Annotated in this window: 23 protein-coding genes, 1 tRNA gene and 1 pseudogene; 13 read left to right on the top strand and 12 right to left on the bottom strand. The window is 61.8% G+C overall.

The annotated features are described in order from the left end of the window. Positions 1 to 1,317: IS1182 family transposase (locus BW989_RS06155; RefSeq protein WP_207551623.1), on the top strand; the 1,317-nt coding region annotated here is incomplete at its 5' end. A 155-nt stretch (positions 1,318 to 1,472) separates the two neighbouring features. Here the strand turns inward: BW989_RS06155 and BW989_RS06150 are convergent. Continuing rightward, a complete protein-coding gene (locus tag BW989_RS06150; protein ID WP_076586354.1) occupies positions 1,473 to 2,378 on the bottom strand; it encodes a LysR family transcriptional regulator in 906 nt (301 codons plus the stop codon). A gap of 154 nt (positions 2,379 to 2,532) precedes the next feature. On the opposite strand from BW989_RS06150, the gene BW989_RS06145 reads away from it, so the two are divergent. The 7 genes from BW989_RS06145 to BW989_RS06115 all read left to right on the top strand — a co-directional run bounded on the left by BW989_RS06145 (position 2,533) and on the right by BW989_RS06115 (position 8,918). Next, positions 2,533 to 2,940 (top strand): ketosteroid isomerase-related protein, encoded by a 408-nt coding sequence (locus BW989_RS06145; RefSeq protein WP_076586352.1) that lies wholly within the window; start codon positions 2,533 to 2,535, stop codon positions 2,938 to 2,940. Between the two features lies 1 nt (position 2,941). Continuing rightward, positions 2,942 to 3,550 (top strand): GNAT family N-acetyltransferase, encoded by a 609-nt coding sequence (locus BW989_RS06140; protein ID WP_076586350.1) that lies wholly within the window; start codon positions 2,942 to 2,944, stop codon positions 3,548 to 3,550. Next, complete coding sequence (locus tag BW989_RS06135) at positions 3,547 to 4,422, top strand: carbon-nitrogen hydrolase family protein (RefSeq protein ID WP_076586348.1); 876 nt, start codon at positions 3,547 to 3,549, stop codon at positions 4,420 to 4,422. Before BW989_RS06140 ends, BW989_RS06135 begins: the two co-directional genes overlap by 4 nt. Before the next feature lie 132 nt (positions 4,423 to 4,554). Next, on the top strand, positions 4,555 to 5,562 hold the full coding sequence (locus tag BW989_RS06130) for a zinc-binding alcohol dehydrogenase family protein (RefSeq protein WP_076586346.1): 1,008 nt from the start codon (positions 4,555 to 4,557) through the stop codon (positions 5,560 to 5,562). Between the two features lie 257 nt (positions 5,563 to 5,819). Further along, positions 5,820 to 6,884: an alkene reductase gene (locus BW989_RS06125; RefSeq protein WP_076586344.1), complete on the top strand. Its 1,065-nt coding sequence runs from the start codon at positions 5,820 to 5,822 to the stop codon at positions 6,882 to 6,884. A gap of 32 nt (positions 6,885 to 6,916) precedes the next feature. Continuing rightward, positions 6,917 to 7,906, top strand: a complete 990-nt coding sequence (locus tag BW989_RS06120) for a zinc-dependent alcohol dehydrogenase family protein (protein WP_076586342.1) — start codon at positions 6,917 to 6,919, stop codon at positions 7,904 to 7,906. Positions 7,907 to 7,934: 28 nt separating this feature from the next. After that, positions 7,935 to 8,918, top strand: a complete 984-nt coding sequence (locus BW989_RS06115) for an LLM class oxidoreductase (RefSeq protein WP_076586340.1) — start codon at positions 7,935 to 7,937, stop codon at positions 8,916 to 8,918. Between the two features lie 55 nt (positions 8,919 to 8,973). On the opposite strand, the gene BW989_RS06110 is transcribed toward BW989_RS06115, so the two are convergent. The 3 genes and pseudogenes from BW989_RS06110 to BW989_RS12950 all read right to left on the bottom strand — a co-directional run. Further along, positions 8,974 to 9,252, bottom strand: coding sequence for a putative quinol monooxygenase (locus tag BW989_RS06110; RefSeq protein ID WP_076586338.1), 279 nt, complete (start codon positions 9,250 to 9,252; stop codon positions 8,974 to 8,976). Between the two features lie 66 nt (positions 9,253 to 9,318). Next, the gene (locus tag BW989_RS12955) at positions 9,319 to 9,627 is read right to left on the bottom strand and encodes a helix-turn-helix domain-containing protein (RefSeq protein WP_414608459.1); all 309 of its coding nucleotides are present in this window, start codon (positions 9,625 to 9,627) and stop codon (positions 9,319 to 9,321) included. A 123-nt stretch (positions 9,628 to 9,750) separates the two neighbouring features. After that, a pseudogene (locus tag BW989_RS12950) lies at positions 9,751 to 10,197 on the bottom strand (type 1 glutamine amidotransferase family protein); the annotation flags it as partial. A 201-nt stretch (positions 10,198 to 10,398) separates the two neighbouring features. Here BW989_RS12950 and BW989_RS06100 point away from each other — a divergent pair. Further along, positions 10,399 to 10,701, top strand: a complete 303-nt coding sequence (locus BW989_RS06100) for a putative quinol monooxygenase (RefSeq protein ID WP_007182542.1) — start codon at positions 10,399 to 10,401, stop codon at positions 10,699 to 10,701. Positions 10,702 to 10,991: 290 nt separating this feature from the next. On the opposite strand, the gene BW989_RS06095 is transcribed toward BW989_RS06100, so the two are convergent. The 5 genes from BW989_RS06095 to dtd form a co-directional block, all read right to left on the bottom strand. Next, entirely contained in the window at positions 10,992 to 12,179 is a 1,188-nt protein-coding gene (locus tag BW989_RS06095) for a tyrosine-type recombinase/integrase (RefSeq protein ID WP_076586335.1), read from the bottom strand. A 177-nt stretch (positions 12,180 to 12,356) separates the two neighbouring features. Next, positions 12,357 to 12,432: transfer RNA gene (locus tag BW989_RS06090), tRNA-Ile, on the bottom strand. 48 nt (positions 12,433 to 12,480) lie between these two features. Beyond that, a complete protein-coding gene (locus BW989_RS06085) occupies positions 12,481 to 12,960 on the bottom strand; it encodes a copper chaperone PCu(A)C (RefSeq protein ID WP_083688297.1) in 480 nt (159 codons plus the stop codon). A gap of 98 nt (positions 12,961 to 13,058) precedes the next feature. Next, positions 13,059 to 14,930, bottom strand: coding sequence for an RNA polymerase sigma factor RpoD (rpoD, locus tag BW989_RS06080; RefSeq protein ID WP_076586331.1), 1,872 nt, complete (start codon positions 14,928 to 14,930; stop codon positions 13,059 to 13,061). Positions 14,931 to 14,993: 63 nt separating this feature from the next. Continuing rightward, a complete protein-coding gene (dtd, locus tag BW989_RS06075) occupies positions 14,994 to 15,434 on the bottom strand; it encodes a D-aminoacyl-tRNA deacylase (RefSeq protein WP_076586329.1) in 441 nt (146 codons plus the stop codon). A 79-nt stretch (positions 15,435 to 15,513) separates the two neighbouring features. Here dtd and BW989_RS06070 point away from each other — a divergent pair, with 79 nt between their 5' ends. The 3 genes from BW989_RS06070 to BW989_RS06060 all read left to right on the top strand — a co-directional run bounded on the left by BW989_RS06070 (position 15,514) and on the right by BW989_RS06060 (position 18,573). Continuing rightward, a complete protein-coding gene (locus BW989_RS06070) occupies positions 15,514 to 16,440 on the top strand; it encodes a lauroyl acyltransferase (protein ID WP_076586327.1) in 927 nt (308 codons plus the stop codon). A gap of 71 nt (positions 16,441 to 16,511) precedes the next feature. Continuing rightward, entirely contained in the window at positions 16,512 to 17,051 is a 540-nt protein-coding gene (locus tag BW989_RS06065; RefSeq protein WP_083688294.1) for a PH domain-containing protein, read from the top strand. Continuing rightward, complete coding sequence (locus BW989_RS06060; protein ID WP_076586325.1) at positions 17,041 to 18,573, top strand: PH domain-containing protein; 1,533 nt, start codon at positions 17,041 to 17,043, stop codon at positions 18,571 to 18,573. Before BW989_RS06065 ends, BW989_RS06060 begins: the two co-directional genes overlap by 11 nt. A 3-nt stretch (positions 18,574 to 18,576) precedes the next feature. Here the strand turns inward: BW989_RS06060 and BW989_RS06055 are convergent, their stop codons facing one another. Beyond that, complete coding sequence (locus tag BW989_RS06055) at positions 18,577 to 19,608, bottom strand: glycosyltransferase (RefSeq protein ID WP_076586323.1); 1,032 nt, start codon at positions 19,606 to 19,608, stop codon at positions 18,577 to 18,579. 31 nt (positions 19,609 to 19,639) lie between these two features. On the opposite strand from BW989_RS06055, the gene BW989_RS06050 reads away from it, so the two are divergent. Beyond that, positions 19,640 to 20,422 (top strand): glycosyltransferase family 2 protein, encoded by a 783-nt coding sequence (locus BW989_RS06050; protein ID WP_207551619.1) that lies wholly within the window; start codon positions 19,640 to 19,642, stop codon positions 20,420 to 20,422. Here BW989_RS06050 and BW989_RS06045 read toward each other — a convergent pair. Together BW989_RS06045 and rsmB are read right to left on the bottom strand one after the other, a co-directional pair. Further along, entirely contained in the window at positions 20,393 to 22,087 is a 1,695-nt protein-coding gene (locus tag BW989_RS06045; protein WP_076586319.1) for an ArnT family glycosyltransferase, read from the bottom strand. The two genes, BW989_RS06050 and BW989_RS06045, sit on opposite strands and share 30 nt — an antisense overlap. Before the next feature lie 22 nt (positions 22,088 to 22,109). Continuing rightward, complete coding sequence (rsmB, locus tag BW989_RS06040; protein WP_076586317.1) at positions 22,110 to 23,399, bottom strand: 16S rRNA (cytosine(967)-C(5))-methyltransferase RsmB; 1,290 nt, start codon at positions 23,397 to 23,399, stop codon at positions 22,110 to 22,112.

Below are 23,399 nucleotides of genomic sequence, written 5' to 3'. Positions count from 1 at the left end.
CTGTTCCTCGGTAAAACGCTTCTTCACGTCCAATCTCCGTATCGTTGGGGATTGGACTCCAAAGCGCCGTACTACTCAAAACCGGGGGGACGTCGTTACCTCAATCGCATCCAGTCCAGCCGGCGCCTGGAACGGGAGGCGCAACGGAACCTGGAGCTGATCTGGCTGACCGGTCGACTGGCGCCGGACTTCAAGACCATCGCCGACTTCCGCAAGGACAACGGCGGCGCGATCACAGCCGTGTGCAGTCGGTTCGTCGCGCTGTGCCGGAACATGAAGGTCTTCTCGCATGCAATCGTCGCGATTGACGGCAGCAAGCTGAAGGCAGTGAACAGTCGGGATCGCAACTTCACCGTCGGCAAGATCAAGGGGCGCCGGCAACAACTGGAGGACAGCGTTGCGCGTTACCTAGCCGAGCTGGACCGGTCAGATCGCGATCCCACTTTGTTGCCAGAGGGCCGTGTTCCCCAGCTGAGAGACAAGCTGGCCAAGCTGCATGCGCAGATGGAGAAGCTCGACGAGATTGAAAAGCAGCTTGAGGCCACCCCCGATCACCAGATCTCGCTGACGGATCCCGACGCGAGATCAATGACCTCAAGTGGCCGTGGCACGGGCACGGTGGGCTACAACGTCCAGGCGGCGGTCGACGCCAAGCACCACCTGATCGTGGCATACGACGTGACAAACGACGATCACGACCGTGCGCAACTCTCACGCATGGCGATGAAGGCCAAGGACGCCCTTGGCGCCGAGCATATGACGGCGCTGGCGGACCGTGGTTACTTCAGTGCCCCGGAGATCCTGGCGTGCGAGGAGGCAGGCGTCATCCCGTTGGTACCCAAGCCTCTGACATCCAACGCCAAGGCCGAAGGCCGGTTCGACAAACGCGATTTCGTCTACGACGAAGCCGCTGATGAGTACGAATGTCCGGCGGGCGAACGGGCGATCCACCGCTTTACGACAGAGGAGAAAGGGCTGACCTTGCACAAGTACTGGTCCTCCGCCTGCCCCCGCTGCCTGATCCGGAAGCAATGCACGACTGCCAGCTACAGGCGTATCGGACGATGGGAGCACGAGCATGTGCTCGAACGAATGCAGATGCTGCTGGATGCCAGGCCGCAAACAGCGGTGGTGCGAAGGCAGACGGTGGAACATGTCTTCGGCACGCTGAAATCATGGCTCGGCACGACGCCGTTGCTGACGAAGACGCTACCGAAGGTCAAAACGGAGATCAGCCTGGCAGTTCTGGCCTACAACATGAAGCGGATGATCAAGATCATGGGCACCGAGGGCATGGTGCGGGCCATCGCGGCCTGAACATCAGGTTCTTTTGCTGCAGCGCTGGTTGTTCGATCTAGCTACATCGACCTCGCGGTTCCGCGCTCGCGAGTTTTTACACAGCTTCGGCCAGAAGCGGACATTCTGTCTGTTGTCTCCGCACCAACTCATTCCTTGGGCGCTTTGATTGTGTGTTAGCGCAAAACAGGTAGCGATCCAACAGCGGCGCGCAACTCATCAAACACCACCCGAACCCTGCCTGATACGGGCCCGCGCTGAGGCCGGTAGACGTACAACCCCCATGCAGGAGGTTCCTCCTGCTCCAGTACCTGCACGAGCTTTCCGCTGGCGATGTAAGGAGCCGCCATGTAGTCGGCCAGTTGAGCGAAGGCAATCCCGGCCAACGCCGCCCCCATTTCCATATCGGCGTTATCTGCGATGAAGGCCGGCGACGTGGGCGTCCACTGGTGTCCCGCCTTGAAGTGCCAAGGCCAAGGGCGGCCGGTATTGATATCCACGGCAGCTGTAACCGGCAACCTTGCTAGCGATTCGATCCCAACAGGTACGCCCACTTTCTTGATCAGGCGCGGAGCCGCAACGATCGGAAGCCGCATGTCGGCCGCCTTTCGCGCAACGAAGCGGCTGTCGCGCATGAATCCGACCCTGATCCCGACGTCGATTCCTTCGTCAACGGGGTTGCTGACGCGATCGGATAGGCGCACGTCCAGCGTGATGCCGGGATGGCGCGCGGCAACGCGCTCCAATGCGGGTAGAACTGCCCTGGTGCCGAGGCTGTGTGGCGCGGTGATCCGAACCGTGCCCGACAGGGAAGCCTGCTGATCCGCACCAGGTATCCGCCACAGGTCTTCGAAGCGCTCCAGGGCAGGACGCACCTGTTCCAGCAAGCCCTCGCCAAAAGCCGTGATGCGCACCTGCCGTGTGGTTCGATGGAACAACACCTCGCCGTAGTGCTGCTCCAGTCGCTGAATGGCACGCGTGACGCCTTGTGGAGACGTTCCGAGCCGGACCGCCGCGTCACGAAAACTGCTGTTTTCGGCCGTCACTCGGAAGATACGTAGCAGCTCGAATTCCTTGTTCACAGTGCGTCTGCTCGGCCGGTTGCGATGTTCGACTTTATTCCATATTGGGGAATTATGAAATCGCAATAATTCCATATACATAGCCTGAGCGGTTTCGCAAACTTGTCCTCATTCCGGGATGCCCCGGATCCTCCCGCATGCACACGGAACCCGAATGAACACTTCGAATCTGATTGCCGCCTACTACGACGCCTTCAATCGCGGCGACCGCGAGGCCATGTTGTCGATGCTGACCGATGACGTCGCCCACGACCTGAACCAAGGGGCGCGCGAAACCGGCCGCGATGCGTTCCGCGCCTTCCTGCAACGCATGGATCGCTGTTACGGCGAGCAGTTGCGGGACATCGTGGTGATGGTCAGCGCCGACGGCCTGCGCGCGGGCGCCGAATACGTGGTGCACGGCGAATACAAGGTGACCGACGAGGGGCTGCCGGAAGCCGAAGGCCAGCGCTACGTGCTGCCGGGCGGCGCGTTCTTCGACGTCCGTGACGGCAAAATCGCGCGCGTCACCAACTACTACAACCTGGACGACTGGATCGCCCAGGTTGGCGAGAAGCGCTGACATGGCAGGTGACATTCGCGTCCTCGTCCGCCGCGGTGCCGACATGGTCGAGTGGTTCGACGACGTGGCACGCCTGCGCGCCGAGGTCTTCCGCGCTTTTCCCTACCTCTACGAGGGCGACGCCGAGTACGAGAAGCATTACTTCGCCACCTATGCCCGCTCGGCAGGCAGCGTGCTCGTGCTCGTGCTCGCCGGCGACGAGGTGGTGGGGGCATCCACCGGATTGCCGCTAGGCGAAGCCGAACCGGCCTTCCAGGCGCCGTTCCTCGACCGAGGCATCCCGGTGGAGGAGGTGTTCTACTGCGGTGAATCCGTCCTGCTCCCGGCGTTCCGCGGACAGGGCCTTGGGCATCGCTTCTTCGATGAGCGTGAGGCGCATGCCCGTTCGCTGGGTGGCATCCGCTGGACCTCGTTCGCATCGGTGAATCGGGCAAGCGATGATCCACGGCGGCCGGCCGATTATCGCGGCAACGACGTGTTCTGGACCCGCCGTGGGTACACGCGGCAGCCGGACATGCAGGTAAGCCTGCCGTGGAAACAACTCGGCGAAGCGCACGAATCCGAGCAGACGCTGACGATGTGGCTGCGTCCGCTGGAGGCCGGTCAATGAAGATCGCCGTCGCCAAGTACGCTGTTGGCAACCCCGCCGACTTCGAGGCCTTTGCCGCACGCCAGCGCCAGATCCTGGGAGAAGCATGCGGTGCCGGCGTCGAACTGGCCGTGCTGCCCGAATACCTGTCGCTCGAACTGGCGTCAACGTTCGCGCCCGAAATCAGCCGCGACTTGAACGCTTCGCTGGCCGCGCTGCAAACGCTGCAATCCGATTGGCTGGCGCTGTACGCCGACCTGTCGCGCGAGCTGCGCCTGGTCATCCAGGCCGGCACGTTCCTGACCGAAGTCGCCCCGGGACGCTATCGCAACCGTGCGTGGTGGTTCGCCCCGGACGGCACGCGCGGCTATCAGGACAAGCTGCAGTTGACCGGATTCGAGCGGGACGCTGGCGTCATCGAGGGCGGCGACGAACTCAAAGTCTTCGACGTGGCGGGCGTGCGCGCCGGCATCGCTGTCTGCTACGACAGCGAATTCCCCTTGCCCGTGCGCGCCCAACGCGAAGCCGGCGCCCGTCTGCTGTTGGTGCCGAGCTGCACGGACACGCAGGCGGGCGCGACCCGGGTGCGCGTCGGCTGCATGGCGCGCGCACTGGAGAACCGGATGTTCGTCGCGCAGGCGGTCACCACCGGGACCGCCGACTGGAGTCCGGCTCTGGATACGAACACCGGCGAGGCCACGATCTACGCGCCGATGGACCACGGCTTTCCCGACGACGGCATCCTTGCGACGACCCGCGGCGCGCAAGCCTGGGCGATCGCCGATCTCGACATCGACGCGCTCGAACGCCACCGCGCGCAGGCCCAGGTGGCCGTCGACCTCGATTGGGATGGCCAGAAGGCGCCGGCATTCCGGCAGGCCCGGCATTCGTGACCGGCAATTCCTTTCACCCCGCACACCACCCCGAACCCGAAGCCGAATGCCCGCCGTCAGGTTCACTCCAACCCGAGGCATGACCATGACGAAACTCCCCGTAATCGCCCTGCTGTTCGACAGCGAGTCTCCATGAAAGCCATCAGCTTTACCCAGCACGCGTTGCCCATCGACAATCCACAAGCATTGATCGACATCAGTCTCCCGCGGCCCACGCCTGGCCCTCGGGATCTGCTGGTCGAAGTTCGCGCGGTATCAGTGAATCCGGTGGATACCAAGGTGCGTGTCGGAACTATCACAAAAGAACCGATAATCCTCGGCTGGGACGCCACAGGCATTGTCCGCGAGGTCGGCGCTGAAGTGACGCTGTTTCAGCCGGGCGATGAAGTGTTCTATGCCGGCTCGATTGCCCGCCCCGGCAGCTACAGCGAATTCCATTTGGTCGATGAGCGGATCGTCGGGCACAAGCCTCATTCATTGAGTGCCGCCGATGCGGCAGCGTTGCCATTGACCTCGATCACGGCCTGGGAATTGTTGTTTGACCGGCTTGGTGTCGTCGAGGGCACGGGGGAGGGCAAGTGCCTGTTGATCACTGGAGCGGCTGGCGGCGTCGGTTCGATGCTGGTGCAATTGGCCCGAAAGTTGACCCGCCTTACCGTCATTGGTACCGCCTCACGCCAGCAAACCGCTGATTGGGTGCGGCAGTTGGGCGCGCACCACGTGATCGATCACAGTCAGCCACTGCTCGCACAGTTGCAGGCGCTCGGTGTGCCGGAGATCGACTATGTCGCCAGCCTGACCCACACCGAACAACACTTTGCACAACTGATCGACGTGCTCAAGCCACAGGGGCGTCTGGGTGTGATTGACGATCCCGAAACGCTCGATGTGGTGCCGCTCAAGCGCAAGTCGCTGTCATTGCATTGGGAGCTGATGTTCACCCGCTCGCTGTACGAAACCCCGGACATGATCAATCAGCATCACCTGCTCAATCGGGTCAGCGCTCTGATTGACCAAGGTGTTCTGCAAACTACCGTGGGCGAGCACTTTGGTGCGATCAATGCGGCAAACATGCGTCGTGCCCATGCGCTGATCGAGAGCGGCAAGGCCCGGGGCAAGATCGTTCTCGAAGGTTTCTGATTTCACTCTTCAGACGGGCTCGCCTGCGGGCCCGTTTAACCGCCTGCGGCATCACTTGCGGTTTTTAATGCTGGAGAGTTGACGATGAATACGTCCAGTAACGTGTTGGCACCCACTTGCGTCTACTACATCGTGCGTTGGGTGCAAAAGCACCAGCCGTGCCAAAGCAGTCTTCAGTGACCTTTCAAAGGTCTGGGTATTGGGAAAACTGTTAGCTTTACCACTTTTTCTGTTCACTAATCTGGGGTTTCATCCACATGCTATTCAATCCACTTCAAGTAGGTTCTCTCACCCTGCCCAACCGCATCCTTCTGGCCCCACTGACACGCGCCCGTGCCGACGTTGGCCACATGCCCAACGCGCTGATGGCCGAGTACTACAGCCAGCGAGCCACCGGCGGCCTGCTGATTACCGAATGCACCATGGTGGCGCCCGGTACATCGGCCTTCGTCAATGAGCCTGGCATCTACAACGACGCGCAGATTGCAGCCTGGAGGCAGGTGACCGACGCGGTGCACGCCAAGGGCGGACGCATCTTCATGCAGATCTGGCACCCTGGCCGCGCAGCCTACCCTGGCGCTGCCGATGGCGCCCCCATTGTCTCCAGCAGCGCCACCGCTATTGAGGGTGAGATTCACACGCCCCAAGGCAAGGTGCCGCACGCGGTGCCCCGCCCCCTGACCGTCGAAGAGATTCCCGGCATCGTCGCTGCGTTTGCTCAAGGCGCTCGCAACGCCATTGCCGCCGGCTTTGATGGTGTGGAAGTGCACGGCGCCAACGGCTACCTGATTGACCAGTTTCTGCGCGACACGCCCAACCAGCGCACCGATGCTTACGGCGGATCGCTGGAAAACCGTGCACGTTTGCTGTTCGAGGTACTCACTGCCGTGATCCAGGCGATCGGTTCCGAACGTGTGGGTCTGCGCCTGTCGCCCCTCAACAGCTTCAACAGCATGAAAGACAGCGACCCGCTGGCCCTCATCGGCTTCCTGGCCGATAGGCTCAATGCCTTCAAGCTAGCCTACCTGCACGTGATGCGCGCCGATTTCTTCGGCGTGCAGAAGGCCGATGTCATGCCCGTAGCGCGTGAAAAGTACAAGGGTGTGTTGGTGGGCAATATGGGTTACAGCGCTGATGAGGCAGAGGCAGCTATTGCCGAAGGTAAGCTTGACGCTGTGGCCTTTGGCACCGCCTTCCTGGCTAACCCGGACCTGCCCGCACGCATCAGGGCCAAGGCACCGCTGAACGCGCCTGACTCCAACACGTTCTACGCAGGTGGCGCCAAGGGCTATACAGACTATCCGACACTGCAGGTCGCGTAAATCAAAGCCCATTCAAAAGCGAGGTATCGGTAATGGCACGCATTGTCAGAATTCATGAATACGGTGACGCCAGCGTTCTGAAGCTGGAAGATCTGGACGTACCGGCACCGGCAGCAACCGAGGTGCAGATTTGCGTCAAAGCTATTGGCCTGAACCGTGCCGAAGTTATGTTTCGCAACCATGCGTATCTACAGGAGGCCGAGTTCCCGAGCCGCTTGGGCTATGAGGCCGCTGGCATCGTGGTCGCAGTCGGTAGCGACGTAATCAAGACAAAGGTTGGCGATGCCGTCGCTCTAATCCCTCCATTGGATATCGCTCGCTGGGGCACCTACGGCGAGCTGGCCAATGTACCGGCTCATCTGGTGGTAAAGAGCCCTGAGGGCCTGTCCTTCGAAGAGGCTGCTGCGTCCTGGATGCAGTACGTCACCGCCTGGGGGGCGCTAATCGATCAAGCAACGTTGAAACAAGGTGACTTTGTGATGATCACTGCAGCATCAAGCAGTGTCGGTCTGGCAGCCTTCCAAATAGCTCGCATGGTCGGTGCCACATCGATTGCGATCACACGAACCCGCGCGAAAAAACAGGCCCTGCTGGATGCCGGTGCGGCGCATGTAATCGTGAGCGACGAAGAGGACATCGTAGAGCGAGTGATGGCCATCACTGCCGGGCAAGGTGCTCGTGTTGTATTCGACCCAGTTGGCGGCCCCTCCTTCGAGCCCCTAACGCAAAGCATGGCCCGTGGAGGTATTTTGTTGGAGTACGGTGCACTCAGCCCAGAGCCAACGCCTTTCCCGCTGTTTACCGTGCTGGCCAAAAGCCTAACCCTGAAGGGCTATCTCTATGCAGAAATCGTGGCCGACCCAGAAGCCCTGGAGCGCGCCAAGGCTTTTATTCTCCAAGGACTGAAGTCTGGTGCACTGCGCCCGATCATCGCCAAGACATTTGCCCTTAGCGACATCCAGGAAGCCCACCGTTTCCTTGAGGCCAATCAGCAGATCGGCAAGATCGTAGTTACTGTCTGATCGGTTTCTCCCATTGAGGAGGATTAAAATGTATCTGCCGAGCACGATTCCTTATCAGCAGCATCGAGGGTTCAGCCGAACCTTCACTCCGGGTCATTTGAGCCTGGGATTGTTCTTCCCTTTGGAGGCCTTCGGTGGGGACATTCCGAGCATGCTCAACCAGGTCGCATTGGTCAAACGAGCAGAGGAGCTGGGCTTCTCCGCGCTCTGGTTTCGCGACGTGCCTCTTCGGGACCCTAATTTCGGCGATGTCGGCCAAGCCTTCGATCCCTGGGTATACATGGGCTATATGGCGGCTCATACGTCAGAGATAGCGCTTGGCAGCGCATCCATTGCCATCCCTTTACACCATCCTCTGCACACGGCCAAGGCGTCAGCCAGCGTTGATCAGTTGAGCGCAGGTCGCTTGATTCTGGGCGTAGCCTCCGGCGATCGCCCAGTGGAGTTTTCAGCCTTTGACGTCGATCCCGAAAGACGCGGAGAAGTCTTTCGAGAGCACTACGAAGTGATTCGCCGAGCCTACAGCACCAGCTTCGAACCCATCCGCTGGAGCGGTGGTGAGCTGCGCGGCGCAGACCTCATTCCCAAACCCACAACCCAAGTGATTCCGATGCTCGTGACCGGACATAGCCGCCAGTCACTGGATTGGATCGCGCGCGAAAGCGCCGGATGGATCAACTATCCACGCGCGCCGAATATACAGCGACTGATTGTGGAAGATTGGCGGATGGAGGTCATGAAGCAATGTGGCTCCGTCTATAAGCCCTTCACTCAGTCGCTTTACATCGACCTCAGTGAGAACCCGTCCACGCCGCCCGCTCCAATTCACTTGGGCTACAGGCTCGGACGCGACCACCTCCGGTCTTTGCTGGAGTCGCTTGGGGAAATCGGCGTGGACCACGTCATCCTCAATCTCAAGTACGGAAAGCGCCCTGCGGCGGATGTCATTGAGGAGCTGGGCACTCACATCGTTGCGCAATTCGGAGTAAAGGCGCGTCCTGGAGCAAATTGATCCGCCGGCCGCGTCCACACCCGGCCGAGGTGGTGCGGCTCAACAGGCTGAATGATCAGGCCGATACCTGTTCAAGGAATATCGATTGCAACGGCTCTTGCAGCAGATCATCTGCCGTGGCGGCAAAGCGCTTAAAGTAAGGCATCGAAATATGCGCATCCAGCGCCGCCTGATCCCTGAAAGCCTCGCGCATGTAGAAAGTGCCCTGCTCGTCACGCTGCTCGAACAACACATAATCGAGATTGCCCGGCTCTGCGCGGGTCGGCTCTATCAGCTTCAGCAATTCTTCTTTCAAGGCCTCTTCTTTGCCTGCCTTGGCCTTGAGTAGGGCAATTGATAAGCCTTTGCTTCCGACAGTTTCGCGGCGGTCTCCAGCCGTACATGCACCAAGCGCCTTTGGTCATCCACCGCGTCGCAACTCCCTGACACCCCGGCCCAGCTTGCGACGCAACAGGGCCCGCAGGGTCACCCCATCCGAGTACCCGACCTGTGCGGCGACTTGGTCGACGCTGGCGTTCCCGGTGCGCAAGAGATGGACGGCATGCTCCACGCGCAGGTCCTGGAAATACGACAGCGGTGTCTTTCCCAAAACGCTTTGCAGCCGCCGCGCCAAGGTGCGTTCGCTTGTGCCCGCGGCGCTGGCCGCCTCGGCCAGCGAGAACCCCTTCGCGAGCCGACGTCTGGCCCAGCACTCGAAGCGCTCCACCATCGGGTCGGCATGCGCAAGGTGGTCGGGAATCACGAACTCGGCTTGCGAACTGCGTGTCTCGACCAGCAGATAGCGTGCCACCAGGGCCGCCAGCGCCGGACTGCGCCCTCGGATGATGCGCAAGGCCAAGTCGACGTGGGCCAAAGCGGCACCCGCGGTGGTGAAGCGTGTCGAGTTCACGATCATGCGTGACTCGTCCAGCGTGACGTTCGGATAGCGCTGCCGAAACATCGGCCCCAGCCACCATGACGTCGTCGCACGATGCCCATCAAGCAGGCCACTCTCTGCAAGCAAGAAACTACCGGAGCAAGCGGCACCAAGGTGCGCGCCAGCGGTGCACCACTGCTGTAGCGCCGCGACCGCGTCGGGCACATCGGGGCGTGTGAGTCGAGCCGAGAGCGTGTCAGGCATCTTGTCGCCAAACGCCGGCACGAGCACGACGTCTGGTTCGGGCACACCATGCGCAGTGACCACGGGGACCGTCAAGCCTTGCGCAGTTCGGATGCGACGCCGCACGCCCACCAGCGTGAGCTCTATGTGCGCGGGAGCCTGTGGCAGCGAGCCCGCCATCGCATTGGCTAAGCCCACTGTGTCAGTGAACGCCGCAAGCCCCAGATCAAACACGCCATCACAAACAAGGAGGTGGAGTTTCATGGCAGCAATGATATCAATGTTGTCATTATTGCCAATAGAGATGTCTGTCATGAAGACTCAGACTGCAGTCTCGTCGATCCCTTTACCCACTTTTCCATTTACCCAAAGGAATACAGCATGACCAAGCTCGCCCTGTTTGTTCGCCTCGAAGCTAAACCCGGCCAGGAAGCTGCGCTTGCCGACTTCCTGGCCAGCGCACTGCCGCTCGCCAACGCCGAGTCCGGCACCACGGCCTGGTTCGCATTGAAGTTTGGCCCTTCGACGTTTGGTGTGTTCGATGCCTTTGCCGATGAGGCAGGTCGCCAGGCGCATCTGAACGGCCAGATCGCCGCGGCCTTGATGGCAAACGCAGCGACCTTGCTCAGTTCTCCGCCCAATATCGAGAAGGTCGAACTTCTTGCAGCCAAACTGCCTGCATGACAACTCGGCCTTGACCCAATCAGCTCAGTCGAACCGGATCATGTTTGTGCATCTCGCCCCCAGCCAGAACTCACTCGCTGGGATGGTATCAGTAGCCCTCGATTTCCTGCTCGAATCAGCGAGCGGCAGCCGGGGCGAGACATCCGTAGGCCCTTTTGAACCTGCCAAATACTTTGTCACACCGCGCATCAACGTGGTGCTCATGTGCGGCTGATGCCTTGATCGAACTGAGGTTGTTATGACGGCTTTGGGTCGTTACTCGCCGTTCGACAATTTTCGGAACTTCTTCGCTAGCGACCTGACTTCAACCTCAAGCCATCCAAGTAGTCAGCCCACGCCTGCATCATTTTCTTACGCTGCGGCAGGTGAGCAGTTCGGTTATAGGCCCGCCCCAGAGGATCCTTTACGGCATGCGCGAGTTGATGCTCAATGAAGTCGGGCCGAAAGCCCAGCACCTCATCAAGTACCGTACGCGCCATCGCTCGAAATCCATGGCCCGTGATGGTGTCGCCGTCGCAGCCCAGATAACGCAATGCAGCATTGACGGTGTTTTCACTCATCGGCCGTTTCGCGCTCCTGATCCCAGGAAAGACGAACTCACTTCCAGCTGTTACTGGCCGCAGCTCCTTGAGGATCTCGATCGCCTGAGTCGGCAACGGCACGATATGCGGCGTTCCAGTCTTGCATGTCGTGAATCGCCATTCCGCCGTCTTCAGGTCGATGTCTTGCCAGCGCGCCTTACGAAGCTCCCCCGGGCGCACGAAAACCATGGGGGCCAGCTTCAGTGCCGCCACCGTTACGAGCGATCCCTGGTAGGAATGCATGGCACGGAGCAGATCACCGATTTTCTCCGGATCCGTAACGCTGGCGAGGTGCTTGGTCTGTGGCTGCTCAAGCGCGCCTATGAGGTCCACGGCCGGGTTCCCACACGGCCGCCCTGTCGCATTGGCGTATTTGAAGACACGCCCTGCAAACGACCGCGCTCGATGTGCGGTTTCGACGACACCACGCTTCTCAAGCTTGCGCAGACAGGCGAGGAGTAGTGGCGCAGTCACGTCGCGAATAGGAATGTCCTTGAGGACCGCCATGTCCTTTTCGATCAAGCGGCGCTCACGCTTCACTGACCCAGTACTGAGCCCATCCTTCGCACGCTTGTCCAGGAACTCTGTTGCGATGACTCCAAAGGTTGTCTCTGCCTGTTCAATCCTTGCTGCCCGCTGGATCTTCGCAGCGACCGAGGGGTTCCCCCCACCCTTGACCAAGGCACGCAATCGATCTCGCTCGGCGCGCGCATCAGCCAAGCCCGTTGCTGGGTACTCCGCGATTGTGATGATGCTCGGCTTGCCGGCATAGCGGTAGCGATAACGCCAAGCCTTGGCACCACTCGGGCGCACTTCGATGCACAACCCGTTGGCATCGGCAACGCGGTATGCGCTTTGCCGAGGTTTGAGCGTCCTGATCTTGGTATCGGTGAGCATGTGAGTCAGCCGATTGTGAGTCAACGCCCATCGGGCTGAGTCCGTGACTCACGGCCTGACTCACTTTTCTGCCGGATTCAAGCAGACCACGCCGGACGTCAGCGGACAGCTGACGCCTTATATTTAGCCATTTTTGGTTTCTTCTTGGACGTCAGCGGACGAGGCTGGACTAGAAGATGGTGGGCCCACCAGGACTCGAACCTGGAACCAAAGGATTATGAGTCCTCTGCTCTAACCATTGAGCTATAGGCCCGCATCATTATTGTAACGAGCGCGCCGACCTTATCGCGATCCCAATCGCTCAATCCGGCGTCCAGGCATCCCAGCCGTCTTGGCTTTTTCCAACCACGGTGAACACGGCTTCCACCGAACCCGCACGCTCGAAGCGCAGGCGCATCGGCACGCGCTCGCCCACCGCGAATGCCCGCTTGGTCCCGATCAACATGAAGTGCAGCGGCGTCCCGGGCGGCCTCACTTCGACTCGCCCCTTCGCTGGCAACGTGAGCGGAAAGGAGTTGGTCATGCTGACCTTGTCGCCATCGCTCACCACGCGATGCAGTTCAATCGATGTCGCGCACACGCATTCGACACCCAACAGACGGTCATCGCCGTCACTGTTCTCGAACCCCGCGTAGGCGGCCACTGCCACCCCGACTTCTGCCGACGCAGGTATGACCGTGTGGTCAATGCTTATGCCGCTAGCATTGATCGTGTCCGCTGGGGTGCTTGCACATCCCGCCAGCCACAACATCAACAGCATTCCCGCGATTATTCGTTTCATCGCCGCATCCCCGCGTCATGTTGGCTGGAGTGTACGCCTGCGCTGCGCCCACGAAAAAGCCCCGCCGAAGCGGGGCTTTTGTCTTTTGAAACGTCTGCTTACTCGACGTCGAGGAAGCTGCGCAGCGTTTCCGAGCGGCTCGGGTGACGCAGCTTGCGCAGCGCCTTGGCCTCTATCTGGCGGATGCGCTCGCGAGTGACATCGAACTGCTTGCCGACTTCTTCCAGCGTGTGGTCAGTGTTCATGTCGATGCCGAAGCGCATGCGCAGCACCTTGGCCTCACGCGGGGTCAGCCCGGCCAATACGTCACGCACGGTCTCGATCAGGTTGATGTCGGTCGTCGCATCGATCGGAGACATCACGTTGGTGTCCTCAATGAAGTCACCCAGATGCGAGTCTTCGTCGTCACCGATCGGCGTCTCCATGGAGATCGGCTCCTTCGCGATCTTCATGACCTTGCGGATCTTGTCTTCCGGCATGTCCATTTCCTTCGCCAATTCTTCCGGCGTGGCCTCGCGGCCGTAGGTCTGGAGCATCTGACGCGAAATGCGGTTGAGCTTGTTGATCGTCTCGATCATGTGCACCGGGATGCGGATGGTGCGCGCCTGGTCGGCGATCGAACGGGTGATGGCCTGGCGGATCCACCACGTCGCATACGTCGAGAACTTGAAGCCGCGACGGAATTCGAACTTGTCGACCGCCTTCATCAAGCCGATGTTGCCTTCCTGGATGAGGTCGAGGAATTGCAGGCCGCGGTTGGTGTACTTCTTGGCGATGGAGATGACCAGGCGCAGGTTGGCCTCGACCATTTCCTTCTTGGCCTTGCGTGCCTGCACTTCGCCGTAGGCGACGGTCTTGCAGATCTCGCGGATGTCGCCCAGCGTGAGGGAGTTGCGCTCTTCCAGGCTGCAGATCATTTCCTGCTGGGCGACGATCTGGTCCTTCACGTCACGCAGGCCCGAGCCCCACTTCTGCTTGCGCTTGAGCAGGTCATCCACCCAGTCGAAGTTGATCTGGTTGCCATCCCACGCCTTCAGGAATTCCTTGCGCGGCATGCCGGCCTGCTTGGTGGCCAGCTCCATGATGCGGCGCTCGCGCAGGCGGATTTCCATCTGCACATCGCGCAGCTGCTGCACCAGCGCATCGAAATACGGCAACGGGAACTTGAAGGTCACGAAGATATCGGCCATCTCCTGACGCAGCTTGCCAACCGCCTTGTTGCCCGGGCCGTGCTTGGCCAATGCCTTCTCGAATTTGGCCCACAACGCGGCCATCTCGGTCATGCGTGCCTTGACTTCTTCCGGATCCGGACCGGACGGCGCAGCTTCTTCGCTGCTGCTGTCGTCGTCGGCATCGGCGTCGTCGTCATCAGCGTCGGCATCGGCGTCGACACTGGTATCGGTCGCGTCTTCTTCCTCGGCGGCAGCGGCGGCGTTCTGTTCTTCAACGTAATCGTTAAAGCCGGCAACGACTTCAGCCAGACGCTTCTTGCCTTCGGCGTGCAGGGCGTAATCGTCCAATACCATCTTCACCGACGGCGGGAACAGGGCCATCGCGGCCAGCATCTGGTTGAGGCCTTCTTCGATGCGCTTGGCGATGGCGATTTCGCCTTCGCGAGTCAACAACTCGACCGTGCCCATCTCGCGCATGTACATGCGCACGGGGTCAGTGGTGCGACCAGTTTCAGTATCCAGCGCGGACAACTGTGCAGCGGCTTCTTCCGCGGCGGTGTCATCGACTTCACGGTTGCTGCCTTCACCGGCGATGAGCAAGGTTTCGGCATCGGGCGCGACTTCATGCACGTCGATGCCCATGCCATTGATCATGCTGATGATGTCTTCGATCTGCTCCGGATCGACCAAGTCGTCGGGCAAGTGATCGTTGACCTCGGCATAGGTCAGATAGCCTTGTTCCAGCCCCTTGCTGATGAGCTGTTTGATTTCGGACTGGGCCTGGCGTTCGTTGGCCATGCGGGCTGCCACCTGAGCGGAAGTGAACCCCTAATTATACCCGTTCGATGCCTGCCCGGGGGTTCAAGTCCGTAGCAGGAAGGTTACCGGGCCGTCATTGACCAGGCTGACTTCCATATGGGCCCGAAAACGACCGGTTTCCACCCCTGGCGCATGCCGTTTCGCGCATTCAAGGACCAATTGTTGATAAATCCGTTCAGCTTCAGCCGGGGCGGCGGCCGTACTGAAGCTGGGACGCAGGCCGCTGCCGGTATCCGCGGCCAAGGTGAATTGGCTGACCAGCAGCAATTGGCCACCCACGTCGGTCAGGGACAGGTTCATCCGTCCGTTGTCATCGCCAAACACGCGGTAGGCCAAAAGTTTCTCGGCCATCCGCACCACCCGGGCATCGTCATCGCCGGGCTCGGCGCAGACCAAGGCCAAAAGACCCGGCCCGATGCGGCCGACGGTCTCACCCTCGACATCCACTTGGGCGCGGCTGACACGTTGGATCAAGGCAAGCATGCGGGCTCGAGCAAAGGGACGAAGCCGCATCATCCCCACCCCAGGGGACGATGTCGATGTCGCCGCTTACACTGCGCCGATGGCCCAAGGTTCGACATCCGCCTTTCTGCTGTTCATGTTTGCGCGTCTGACCGGCTTGCTGCCGTGGCGAGCGCTGCACGCGCTGGGGGATCTGCTGGCCGGTTTCTGGCAGGGCCGCAACGCCCGCGAGAGCCGGGTAGCGATGCGCGGGCTTGCGCTCGCCTTCCCCGACATGCCCGAAAACGAGCGCCAGACCCTGCACGAAGCGGCACTGAAAAGCACGGGCCGGCAAACCTTCGAGACCTTGCGCATCTGGACGCGTCCGGCTGCCAACAGCCTGTCGATGCTGGACGAAGGTCCGGGCGTGGCCTTGTTTGATGCCGCGCTGGCCAGCGGGCGCGGCTTGATCGTCGCCGCGCCACATCATGGCAATTGGGAGCTGCTCAATCGTTGGTTGGCGAAAAAAACTCCGCTGGCCATTTTGTATGCGCCGCCAGAGTCGCCCGTTGTCGATGCGTTCCTGCGTCGGGTACGTCGGTCGCAGGGCGATGAGGGCCGCGTAGAGCAGATCCGCGCGGAGGGCATCGGCATCCGCCAATTGTTCAAACGTCTGCAAGCGGGCGGAGTGGTCGGCATCTTGCCTGATCAGCAACCCAAACAGGGCGATGGTGTGTGGGCACCTTTTTTTGGCGTGCCCGCCTCCACCATGACGCTGATCGGCCGCTTAGCCGAACGCACGCATGCAGACGTCTTGTATGCGTGGTGCGAGCGCCAAGGCGATGGCCCACGTTTCACTTTGCATGTAGAAGCCGCGCCGTCCGGCATCGCCAGCGCCGATGCACTGGCGTCGGCGACCGCGCTGAACGCCGGCATCGAGTCGCTGGTACGCCGCTCGCCCGCGCAATACCAGTGGACGTACAAGCGCTGGTCGCAGCAGCCCGAAGGCAGTGCACTTGGGAATCCCTATTGGCCGGATTGCTACTGACCCAGCTCATCGACAAACCAACGTGACAAATGGCACGCCAGTCCTGACCTCAAACCGGCTAGGCTTGCGCGATGAATGACCGCTTTTCCCCTGCGCCATCCGCGCCGACGACCACCCTATCCGTCGTCCACCCCGATGTTTGGCAGCCATTGCCGGCGCGTGGACGCGGCTTGTTTCGCTTGAGCCATGCGGTGTGGATGGGCTTGATCGGTGCAGGCGCAGGCACAGGCCTTGGCGTGTTGGCTCATGGCTTCCTCGACACCCCGATCTGGATCGGCCCCATCGCCGGTTTATTGCTGGGCACGTTGTATGGCGCATATCTCGGCGGACGTCGTCACGGGTATTACCGCTGGAAACTGGACGATGAAGGCTTCGCCGTGCGCAAGGGGCGAATGTGGCAGAGCGAGACGCATGTGCCGGCGACCCGCGTGCAGCATCTGGACGTAAAGCGCGGCCCGCTAGAACGCAGTCGCAAACTGGCGACGCTGGTCATCCATACTGCGGGCACGCGGCTGGAATCGATTCGCGTGCCGTGTCTGGATGAGGATGATGCCGAAGCGTTGCGCAGCACGCTGGCTTCACGCATCGAGCCCGAGCGCGATGACGACTGACATCGTCGCACCACCGGTGCCGCCCGTATCGCCGCTGCAGATCGACGGCGAAGAGCATCGACTGCACGCATGGTCGTGGTTGTTCGTGACCCTGCAGCACATGAAGCAATTCATACTGCCGCTCCTGGTGTTGCTGTTTGCCGGGCGCGGCGATCGCAACGAGCTATGGCCGCTGATTGGCGTGGGCGTGTTGGCGTTGGCATCGATCTGGCAATACTTCACCTATCGCTATCGCTTGCTACCTGACCGCATCGAGATCCGCAGCGGCTTGTTGGAACGCAAACTGCGTCAGATTGCCTACGCACGCATCCACAACGTGGCGCTGCACCAGACGGTACTGCATCGCATCTTCAATGTTGCGGAGGTACGACTGGAATCGGCCGGCGGGATGAAACCCGAAGCCGAGATGCGCGTGCTGCGCTACGACCAGGCCATCGCACTGGAAAAATTGGTGCGCGAACGAGGTGGCGAAGCGGCTCCGCTGACGGGCGACGATGCACATGCCGAGCCAGCATCGACCATCCTGCTTTCATTGCCCACCAGCGAAGTGATACGCCACGGCTTGATATCCAATCGCGGCCTGGTACTGGTCGCTGGCGGTTTTGCCGCGATGTCGCAAATTTCGCCACGCTTCTTCGCCAATTTCAGCGAGCGCTGGGTGAAAGCCGGTGCCGGCTACGCCGAAAGCCATCACTTTGGCTGGGTGGATTACAGCATCGGTGCACTGTCCTTGCTGGCGGTGTTCGTGGTGCTGCTGCGTGCGCTGTCGGTATTGGCATCGCTGCTGCAGTACCACGGCTTCACCTTGTCGGAGACCGGTCGTCGGCTGACCGTGGTGCGTGGCTTGCTGACACGCATACGCACCAGCGCACCGAAGCGACGCATTCAGGCATGGACGTTACGCGAGAGCGTATTGCATCGTTTGTTCAAGCGCCGCGCCTTGTCCATCGACAGTGCGGCCAGCCAAAGCAGCGGCCAACAAGGCGGACGCGGCCTGCGCGAGTTGGCACCGATCGCCAAACCGGAAGTCTGCGATGACTTGATTCGCCACTTCCTGCCCGGTGCGCAGTGGCCGCCTGCAGACTGGCAACCTTTGCATCGCCGCGCCTGGTTACGCATCTGGCTTGGGGATGTGTTGTGGGTGCTGCCCGTCACGGCCGCATTAATCTGGCGCTTTGGTGCATGGGGCGCGTTGTTGCTGTTGTGGCTTCCGTGGTCTGCATTGCTCGCGTGGAAAGCTGCAACCAAGGCCGGTTGGAGTCTGGATGGCCGCTTGGTGGCGGTACGTCGCGGTTGGTGGTCACGCCAATGGCGTTTTGCCGAAGTGGACAAGCTGCAAGCGCTGCAAGTGTCACGCTCACCACTGGACAAGCTGTTTGGGATGCGCGGGATGACGCTGGACACGGCGGGTGCAAATGCGATTTCGCCGACGATGCAGATCGCTTACCTCACTCCGGAAGCCGCAGAGACGTTGCAACGCGCGTTGTCGAAACGGCTGGCGCGTAGTGCGTTGCGTTGGTGAGGCTCAGCCACGCGTGATGCGTGCTCGGTAGAAGGCTTCTACCTCGGCCAACTTGTCATCGATATTGAATCGTTGCATCGGATAGTCACGCCGCACAGGTCGCGCACCGTACATTTGTCGTAGCGACGCCGCCAGCGTATCGGCATCCCCCACCGGCACGAGCGGCGTTTCGATCACATCGCGCAGATGCGTTGCACCTTCACTGGCCGAGGCAAGTATGGGCAAGCGCGCACCCATAGCTTCGAGCAATACCAAGCCGAACGGTTCGCTGCGTGCCGCCGTCACGAACACATCGAATGCTTCAAGCCAATCGCGTGGCACGTCTGTGAAACCTGGCATGACGACATCATCTGCTGCTTGCGCCCGCACGGCATCCCATGCGCCACCCTGCCCGACAATCACCAGCCGCGCATCGGCAGGCAAAGCTGCACGTTTCCATGCATCGACCAGCACATCGAGCCCTTTGCTTGATTCGGCACGACCCAGCGCGCCGAAGACGAAGGCGTCCTGCGCGATGCCAAATTCCTTGCGCAACCGCATGCGTGCATCAGCAGACGCCTCGCGCGGGACTGTCCAGTTGTCGATCTGCACACTCTTCGCACGCAGGCGCGGCGGCATGTCGTCGAACTGCCAGGGCGCGATGGCGATCAGCCCATCCAACTCGTCGTGCTGTTGCGGCTTGTAGCGGATGTGCAAGGTGGCGATGCGTGGGGTGTGGGTACGACGCCATCCTTTCAACGCGCGTGCGCCACCGGACAAATGCGCATGGGCGATGTCGGGCTTCAATTTCTTCAACGCGCGACGCGCCTGCCATGGCGACAGCAGGTCGCCAACCACGATCACGCGGACATCCTTCGACACGCGATGGGCGATGGCATCCGGGCGATCTTCCGCGCCCGCCTTGCGCAGGATGAGGGTGACATCGTGCCCCTGCGCGGCTTGTGCGTTGGCTAGTTCCACTGCGTGACGCTCGGTGCCGGCAAAGCGCCGCGTCAGCAGCAGGTGGGCGATGGAAAGCGGTGCATCGGTGGTCATGCCGAAAGTGTCGCATGACATACTCGGCGCGATGAATCCCGCCGACGACATCGCACAAAAACCGCCGCTCACAGGCGTGGTGGTGGCCAAGAACGAGGGCGACCGCATCGGCCGCTGCGTCGCATCCCTGATGCCGGTGTGTCGCGAGGTGATCGTGCTGGACTCCGGCTCTACCGACGACACCGTCGCGGTCGCACGCGGACTCGGCGCACGGGTGGAGCATCGGGACTGGGACGGTTTCGCGCGACAGAAGAACGCGGCGATCACGATGGCGTCGCAACCGTGGGTGATCCTGCTGGATGCCGACGAGTGGCTAACGCCCTCCGCGCAGGAAGCGTTGCGCGCGCTGTTTGCCGGCGACATCGAACAATCGGACGTGTGGCTGCTACTGCGCCGCACGCATTGGCTGGGCACGCCAATGCGACACGGCAGTTTTTCGCGCGAGGCGATTGAACGGTTGTTTCGCAGCGATTTACGCCACGCCGACATTCCGGTGCACGAATACCTGGATACCCAAGGCCGCACGGTGAAGCGTTCGGACATCGAGTTGGAGCACGACACCGCACGCAACACGCTGGAATATCGCGACAAACTGGCCAAGTACGCGGCGCTATGGGCGAAGGAACGCGCGGCGCGAGGCAAGACGGCATGGCCCGGGCGCGGGCTGCTGGCGGCATCGGCCTATGCGCTGAAGAACCTGATCCTGCAGGGCGGCGTGCTGGATGGAAAAGCCGGCATCGCCTTCCACCGCGAGCACATGCGCTACGTCGCGCTGAAGTACCGGCTACTCCGCGAGCTCGGCCTCGGGCGTTGAATGCGGCGTGGGCGTGCAGCCCGCGCGCATCGCCGCCGCCGGCAAGAGCAGCCAGCGACGCCGGTTGTAGATGCCCATGTCCACCGCGCGGGCTTGATCGATGCACTCATCCAATGCGATGTCGTGCAGCAGTATCCAGCGCGTGGCGGGGGCTTCGCGCTGCCAATCTCGCGCATCGGCCAGTTGCAGGGCGAAATCGCGCTTGAAGCCAAAGGTGCGCGCAGGGCGGTCGGCCATCAAGAGGTTTTGCTCCTTCCAGGCGACCAGCGCCAGCTCGGCCTCCGGCCCGATCTTCGCGCCCACCGCGCGCATCAGGCCCCGCGATGAACTGGCATCGTTGAGCAGCGGATAGCCGATGAAGCTGTAGCCCAGCCACAGCGCGGCCAGCACCGCATACAGCGCCGCGACGCCGCGCCTGGGACGCAGGATGAGCGCGGCGATCAAGCCCGCGCCGCCAATGGCGGCCAGCATCCAGCCGAGTGCATCGCCATCGACCGTGCCGCGAATCGAAGCAAGGCGATCCTCGAAGCCAGGATGGCCGAGCGCCGCCGCCAGCCCTGCGCCGAGCAGCACGCCCGCGAACAACACCGCAGCAATGAACGCGCCGATGCGCACGCCGCGGCGTGATACGACATCGGCCAACCACGGCCCCATCGCCACGCACAGCATCGGCAATGCAGGCAGGATGTAGACCTCGCGCTTGCCGCTGGAGAGCGAGAAGAACAGCAGCACGCACGCCACCCAACCGAGCAAGAGCAAGACGCGAGAATCGCGCGCCTTCAATGCATCGCGCCAACGCGGCGCAATGAAGGGTACGGCCGCGACCGCAGGCACCCATTGTGTCGCCATCACCATCAGGAAATACCACCACGGCTGATGGTGATGCCAGGCCTTCGCGTAACGCTCGGCGGTTTGCTTGAGCAGGATGTTGTCGGCATAGCCTTGCAAGGCAGGGTCACCGCTGGCCTTGACGCTGAGCAGCATCGGGATGAGCCAGAGCAGGATCGGCAGCAGCAACATGCCGATGCCGCCAAGCCACGCGACGCCGCGCACACGCCCGATCCCCAGCCATGCCCGCCACCAGGCGAACGCGGCCGGAATCAGCACCAGCAGCGCCACCACACCCACGCCCTTGCTGATCACGCCAAGGCCCGCCGCGCACCAGCCAATCAACCACCACTTGAGATCCGGGCCGCGCAACAGGTGGCGCAGGATGCCGTACACCGACAGCGTGATGCAGAAGACCACCAGCGGATCGATCTGCGCGCGTTTGGCCTGAAAGGTGAACTGGAAGGCGAAGAGCAACGCCCATGCGGCATACGCGCCGGCCTGCGGGTTCCACAAGCGGCGACCCAGATCGCGCACCAGTGCCAACGTGCCGAGCGATGCGAGCAAGGTCGGCAGCAGGAAGGACAAACGCAGCGACCCGGTGAGCGAATAGAAGATCGCCTGCAGCCACATCAAGAGCGGCGGCTTGTCCGGATACAGCTCGTCGCCGCGCATCGGGAACAGCCATTGCCCGCTCTCGACCATCTGCCTCGCGACCAGGGCAAACCGCGGTTCGTCCGCTGGCCATGGATCACGCAGGCCAAGGCCCGCGAACAGCAGGACGATGGCGGTCAGCCAGAAGAAAAGGCGTTCGCGGCGGGCATCGGAATCAATCATGCCGCGCAGGATAGCGGAGCACTCAGGCTTGCTTGTCGATACGCGCGTAGAAGAAGCCGTCCGTGCCGTCCTCGCCCGGCAGGCGCTGGTGGCCGTGACCGGTATCGCGGCCAAAGCGTGCATCCAGCGGCTGCAGGCGGGCATCGGCATGGCGGGCGATGAAATCCGCCACGTTGCGGGTGTTCTCTTCCGGCAGGATCGAGCAGGTCGCGTACAGCAGCGTGCCGCCGGGTTTCAGCATCGACCAGCTCGCTTCCAGCAAACGAATCTGCAGGCCGATGAGGGCATCGACATCGTCCGCACGACGGTGCAGCAGGATGTCGGGCTGACGACGCACAATGCCGGTCGCGCTGCAGGGTGCGTCGATCACGATGGCATCGAAGCCGCCTTCGGCCGGAATGCTCTTGGGTGATGTCGCATCGGCCACGCCCGTGGCGATATCAAGGCCCAAGCGCGCGAAACCTTCCTGCATGCGACGCACGCGGCGTTCATCGACATCAATCGCCAGCTGACGCGTATCGGGATGACGTTCGGCAATGTGTGCGGCCTTGCCGCCGGGCGCGGCGCAGGCGTCCAGCACCTTCGCATCCGCAGGCAAGCCTTCGAGCGCATCGACCAGGCGCTGCGCGCTGCCGTCCTGCACGGACACCTGCCCTTCCTCGAAACCGGGCAACGCAGTCACGGGGATCGGCGTGTCGAGACGAATCGCATCCTCCAGCACATCGGAGAGATGGTGGTCGATGCCGACTTCGGCCAGCCGCTCGGCGTACAGGGCGCGCGGGATGCGTTGGCGATTCACGCGCAGCCACATCGGCGGCGGTTCGCTGCTGGTAGCGAAGATTTTGTCGGCATCATCGGGCCATGCCGCGCGGATGCGATTCGCCAACCATTCCGGCCATGCAGCATCCACGCGCGCTGGCGGTAGCGGCTCGCGCAGTGCGCGTCGCAACAGTGCATTGACCAAACCTGCCTGATGCGCACGGCCAGACAGGCGCGCGGCTTCGACCGTCGCATCGACCGCGGCATGCGCCGGCAGTTTCATTGCATCGAGCTGCGCCAAACCGATATAGATCAGGCTGCGCAGCAGGCCATCGCGCGCGCCGGGCGGACGCGACATCCACTGCGCCAACGTGTCGGCGTAACGGCCATGCTCGCGCAGCGCCGCCATCACCGCGGCTTCGACCAAAGCGCGATCGCGCGGATCTGGCAGCTTCGGCAAGGCACTGCCGAGTTCGGCTTTCAGCGAACGGCCACGATGCAACACCGCATCCAGCACGTGGGCGGCGATGACGCGGGTGTTGGCGCCGCTCAT

It is taken from the genome of Solilutibacter tolerans (assembly GCF_900155935.1).
Classification (GTDB): Bacteria; Pseudomonadota; Gammaproteobacteria; order Xanthomonadales; family Xanthomonadaceae; genus Solilutibacter; species Solilutibacter tolerans.
Note: the sequence above shows the minus strand (reverse complement) of the source record. Positions and strands in the feature narration are given on the sequence as shown.

Coding starts and splice junctions, on each gene's coding strand:
- BW989_RS06145 (WP_076586352.1), top strand. CDS start 2,533: ATGAACACTTCGAATCTGATTGCCGCCTACTACGACGCCTTCAATCGC.
- BW989_RS06140 (WP_076586350.1), top strand. CDS start 2,942: ATGGCAGGTGACATTCGCGTCCTCGTCCGCCGCGGTGCCGACATGGTC.
- BW989_RS06135 (WP_076586348.1), top strand. CDS start 3,547: ATGAAGATCGCCGTCGCCAAGTACGCTGTTGGCAACCCCGCCGACTTC.
- BW989_RS06130 (WP_076586346.1), top strand. CDS start 4,555: ATGAAAGCCATCAGCTTTACCCAGCACGCGTTGCCCATCGACAATCCA.
- BW989_RS06125 (WP_076586344.1), top strand. CDS start 5,820: ATGCTATTCAATCCACTTCAAGTAGGTTCTCTCACCCTGCCCAACCGC.
- BW989_RS06120 (WP_076586342.1), top strand. CDS start 6,917: ATGGCACGCATTGTCAGAATTCATGAATACGGTGACGCCAGCGTTCTG.
- BW989_RS06115 (WP_076586340.1), top strand. CDS start 7,935: ATGTATCTGCCGAGCACGATTCCTTATCAGCAGCATCGAGGGTTCAGC.
- BW989_RS12955 (WP_414608459.1), bottom strand. CDS start 9,627: ATGGTGGAGCGCTTCGAGTGCTGGGCCAGACGTCGGCTCGCGAAGGGG.
- BW989_RS06100 (WP_007182542.1), top strand. CDS start 10,399: ATGACCAAGCTCGCCCTGTTTGTTCGCCTCGAAGCTAAACCCGGCCAG.
- BW989_RS06095 (WP_076586335.1), bottom strand. CDS start 12,179: ATGCTCACCGATACCAAGATCAGGACGCTCAAACCTCGGCAAAGCGCA.
- BW989_RS06085 (WP_083688297.1), bottom strand. CDS start 12,960: ATGAAACGAATAATCGCGGGAATGCTGTTGATGTTGTGGCTGGCGGGA.
- rpoD (WP_076586331.1), bottom strand. CDS start 14,930: ATGGCCAACGAACGCCAGGCCCAGTCCGAAATCAAACAGCTCATCAGC.
- dtd (WP_076586329.1), bottom strand. CDS start 15,434: ATGCTTGCCTTGATCCAACGTGTCAGCCGCGCCCAAGTGGATGTCGAG.
- BW989_RS06070 (WP_076586327.1), top strand. CDS start 15,514: ATGGCCCAAGGTTCGACATCCGCCTTTCTGCTGTTCATGTTTGCGCGT.
- BW989_RS06065 (WP_083688294.1), top strand. CDS start 16,512: ATGAATGACCGCTTTTCCCCTGCGCCATCCGCGCCGACGACCACCCTA.
- BW989_RS06060 (WP_076586325.1), top strand. CDS start 17,041: ATGACGACTGACATCGTCGCACCACCGGTGCCGCCCGTATCGCCGCTG.
- BW989_RS06055 (WP_076586323.1), bottom strand. CDS start 19,608: ATGACCACCGATGCACCGCTTTCCATCGCCCACCTGCTGCTGACGCGG.
- BW989_RS06050 (WP_207551619.1), top strand. CDS start 19,640: ATGAATCCCGCCGACGACATCGCACAAAAACCGCCGCTCACAGGCGTG.
- BW989_RS06045 (WP_076586319.1), bottom strand. CDS start 22,087: ATGATTGATTCCGATGCCCGCCGCGAACGCCTTTTCTTCTGGCTGACC.
- rsmB (WP_076586317.1), bottom strand. CDS start 23,399: ATGAGCGGCGCCAACACCCGCGTCATCGCCGCCCACGTGCTGGATGCG.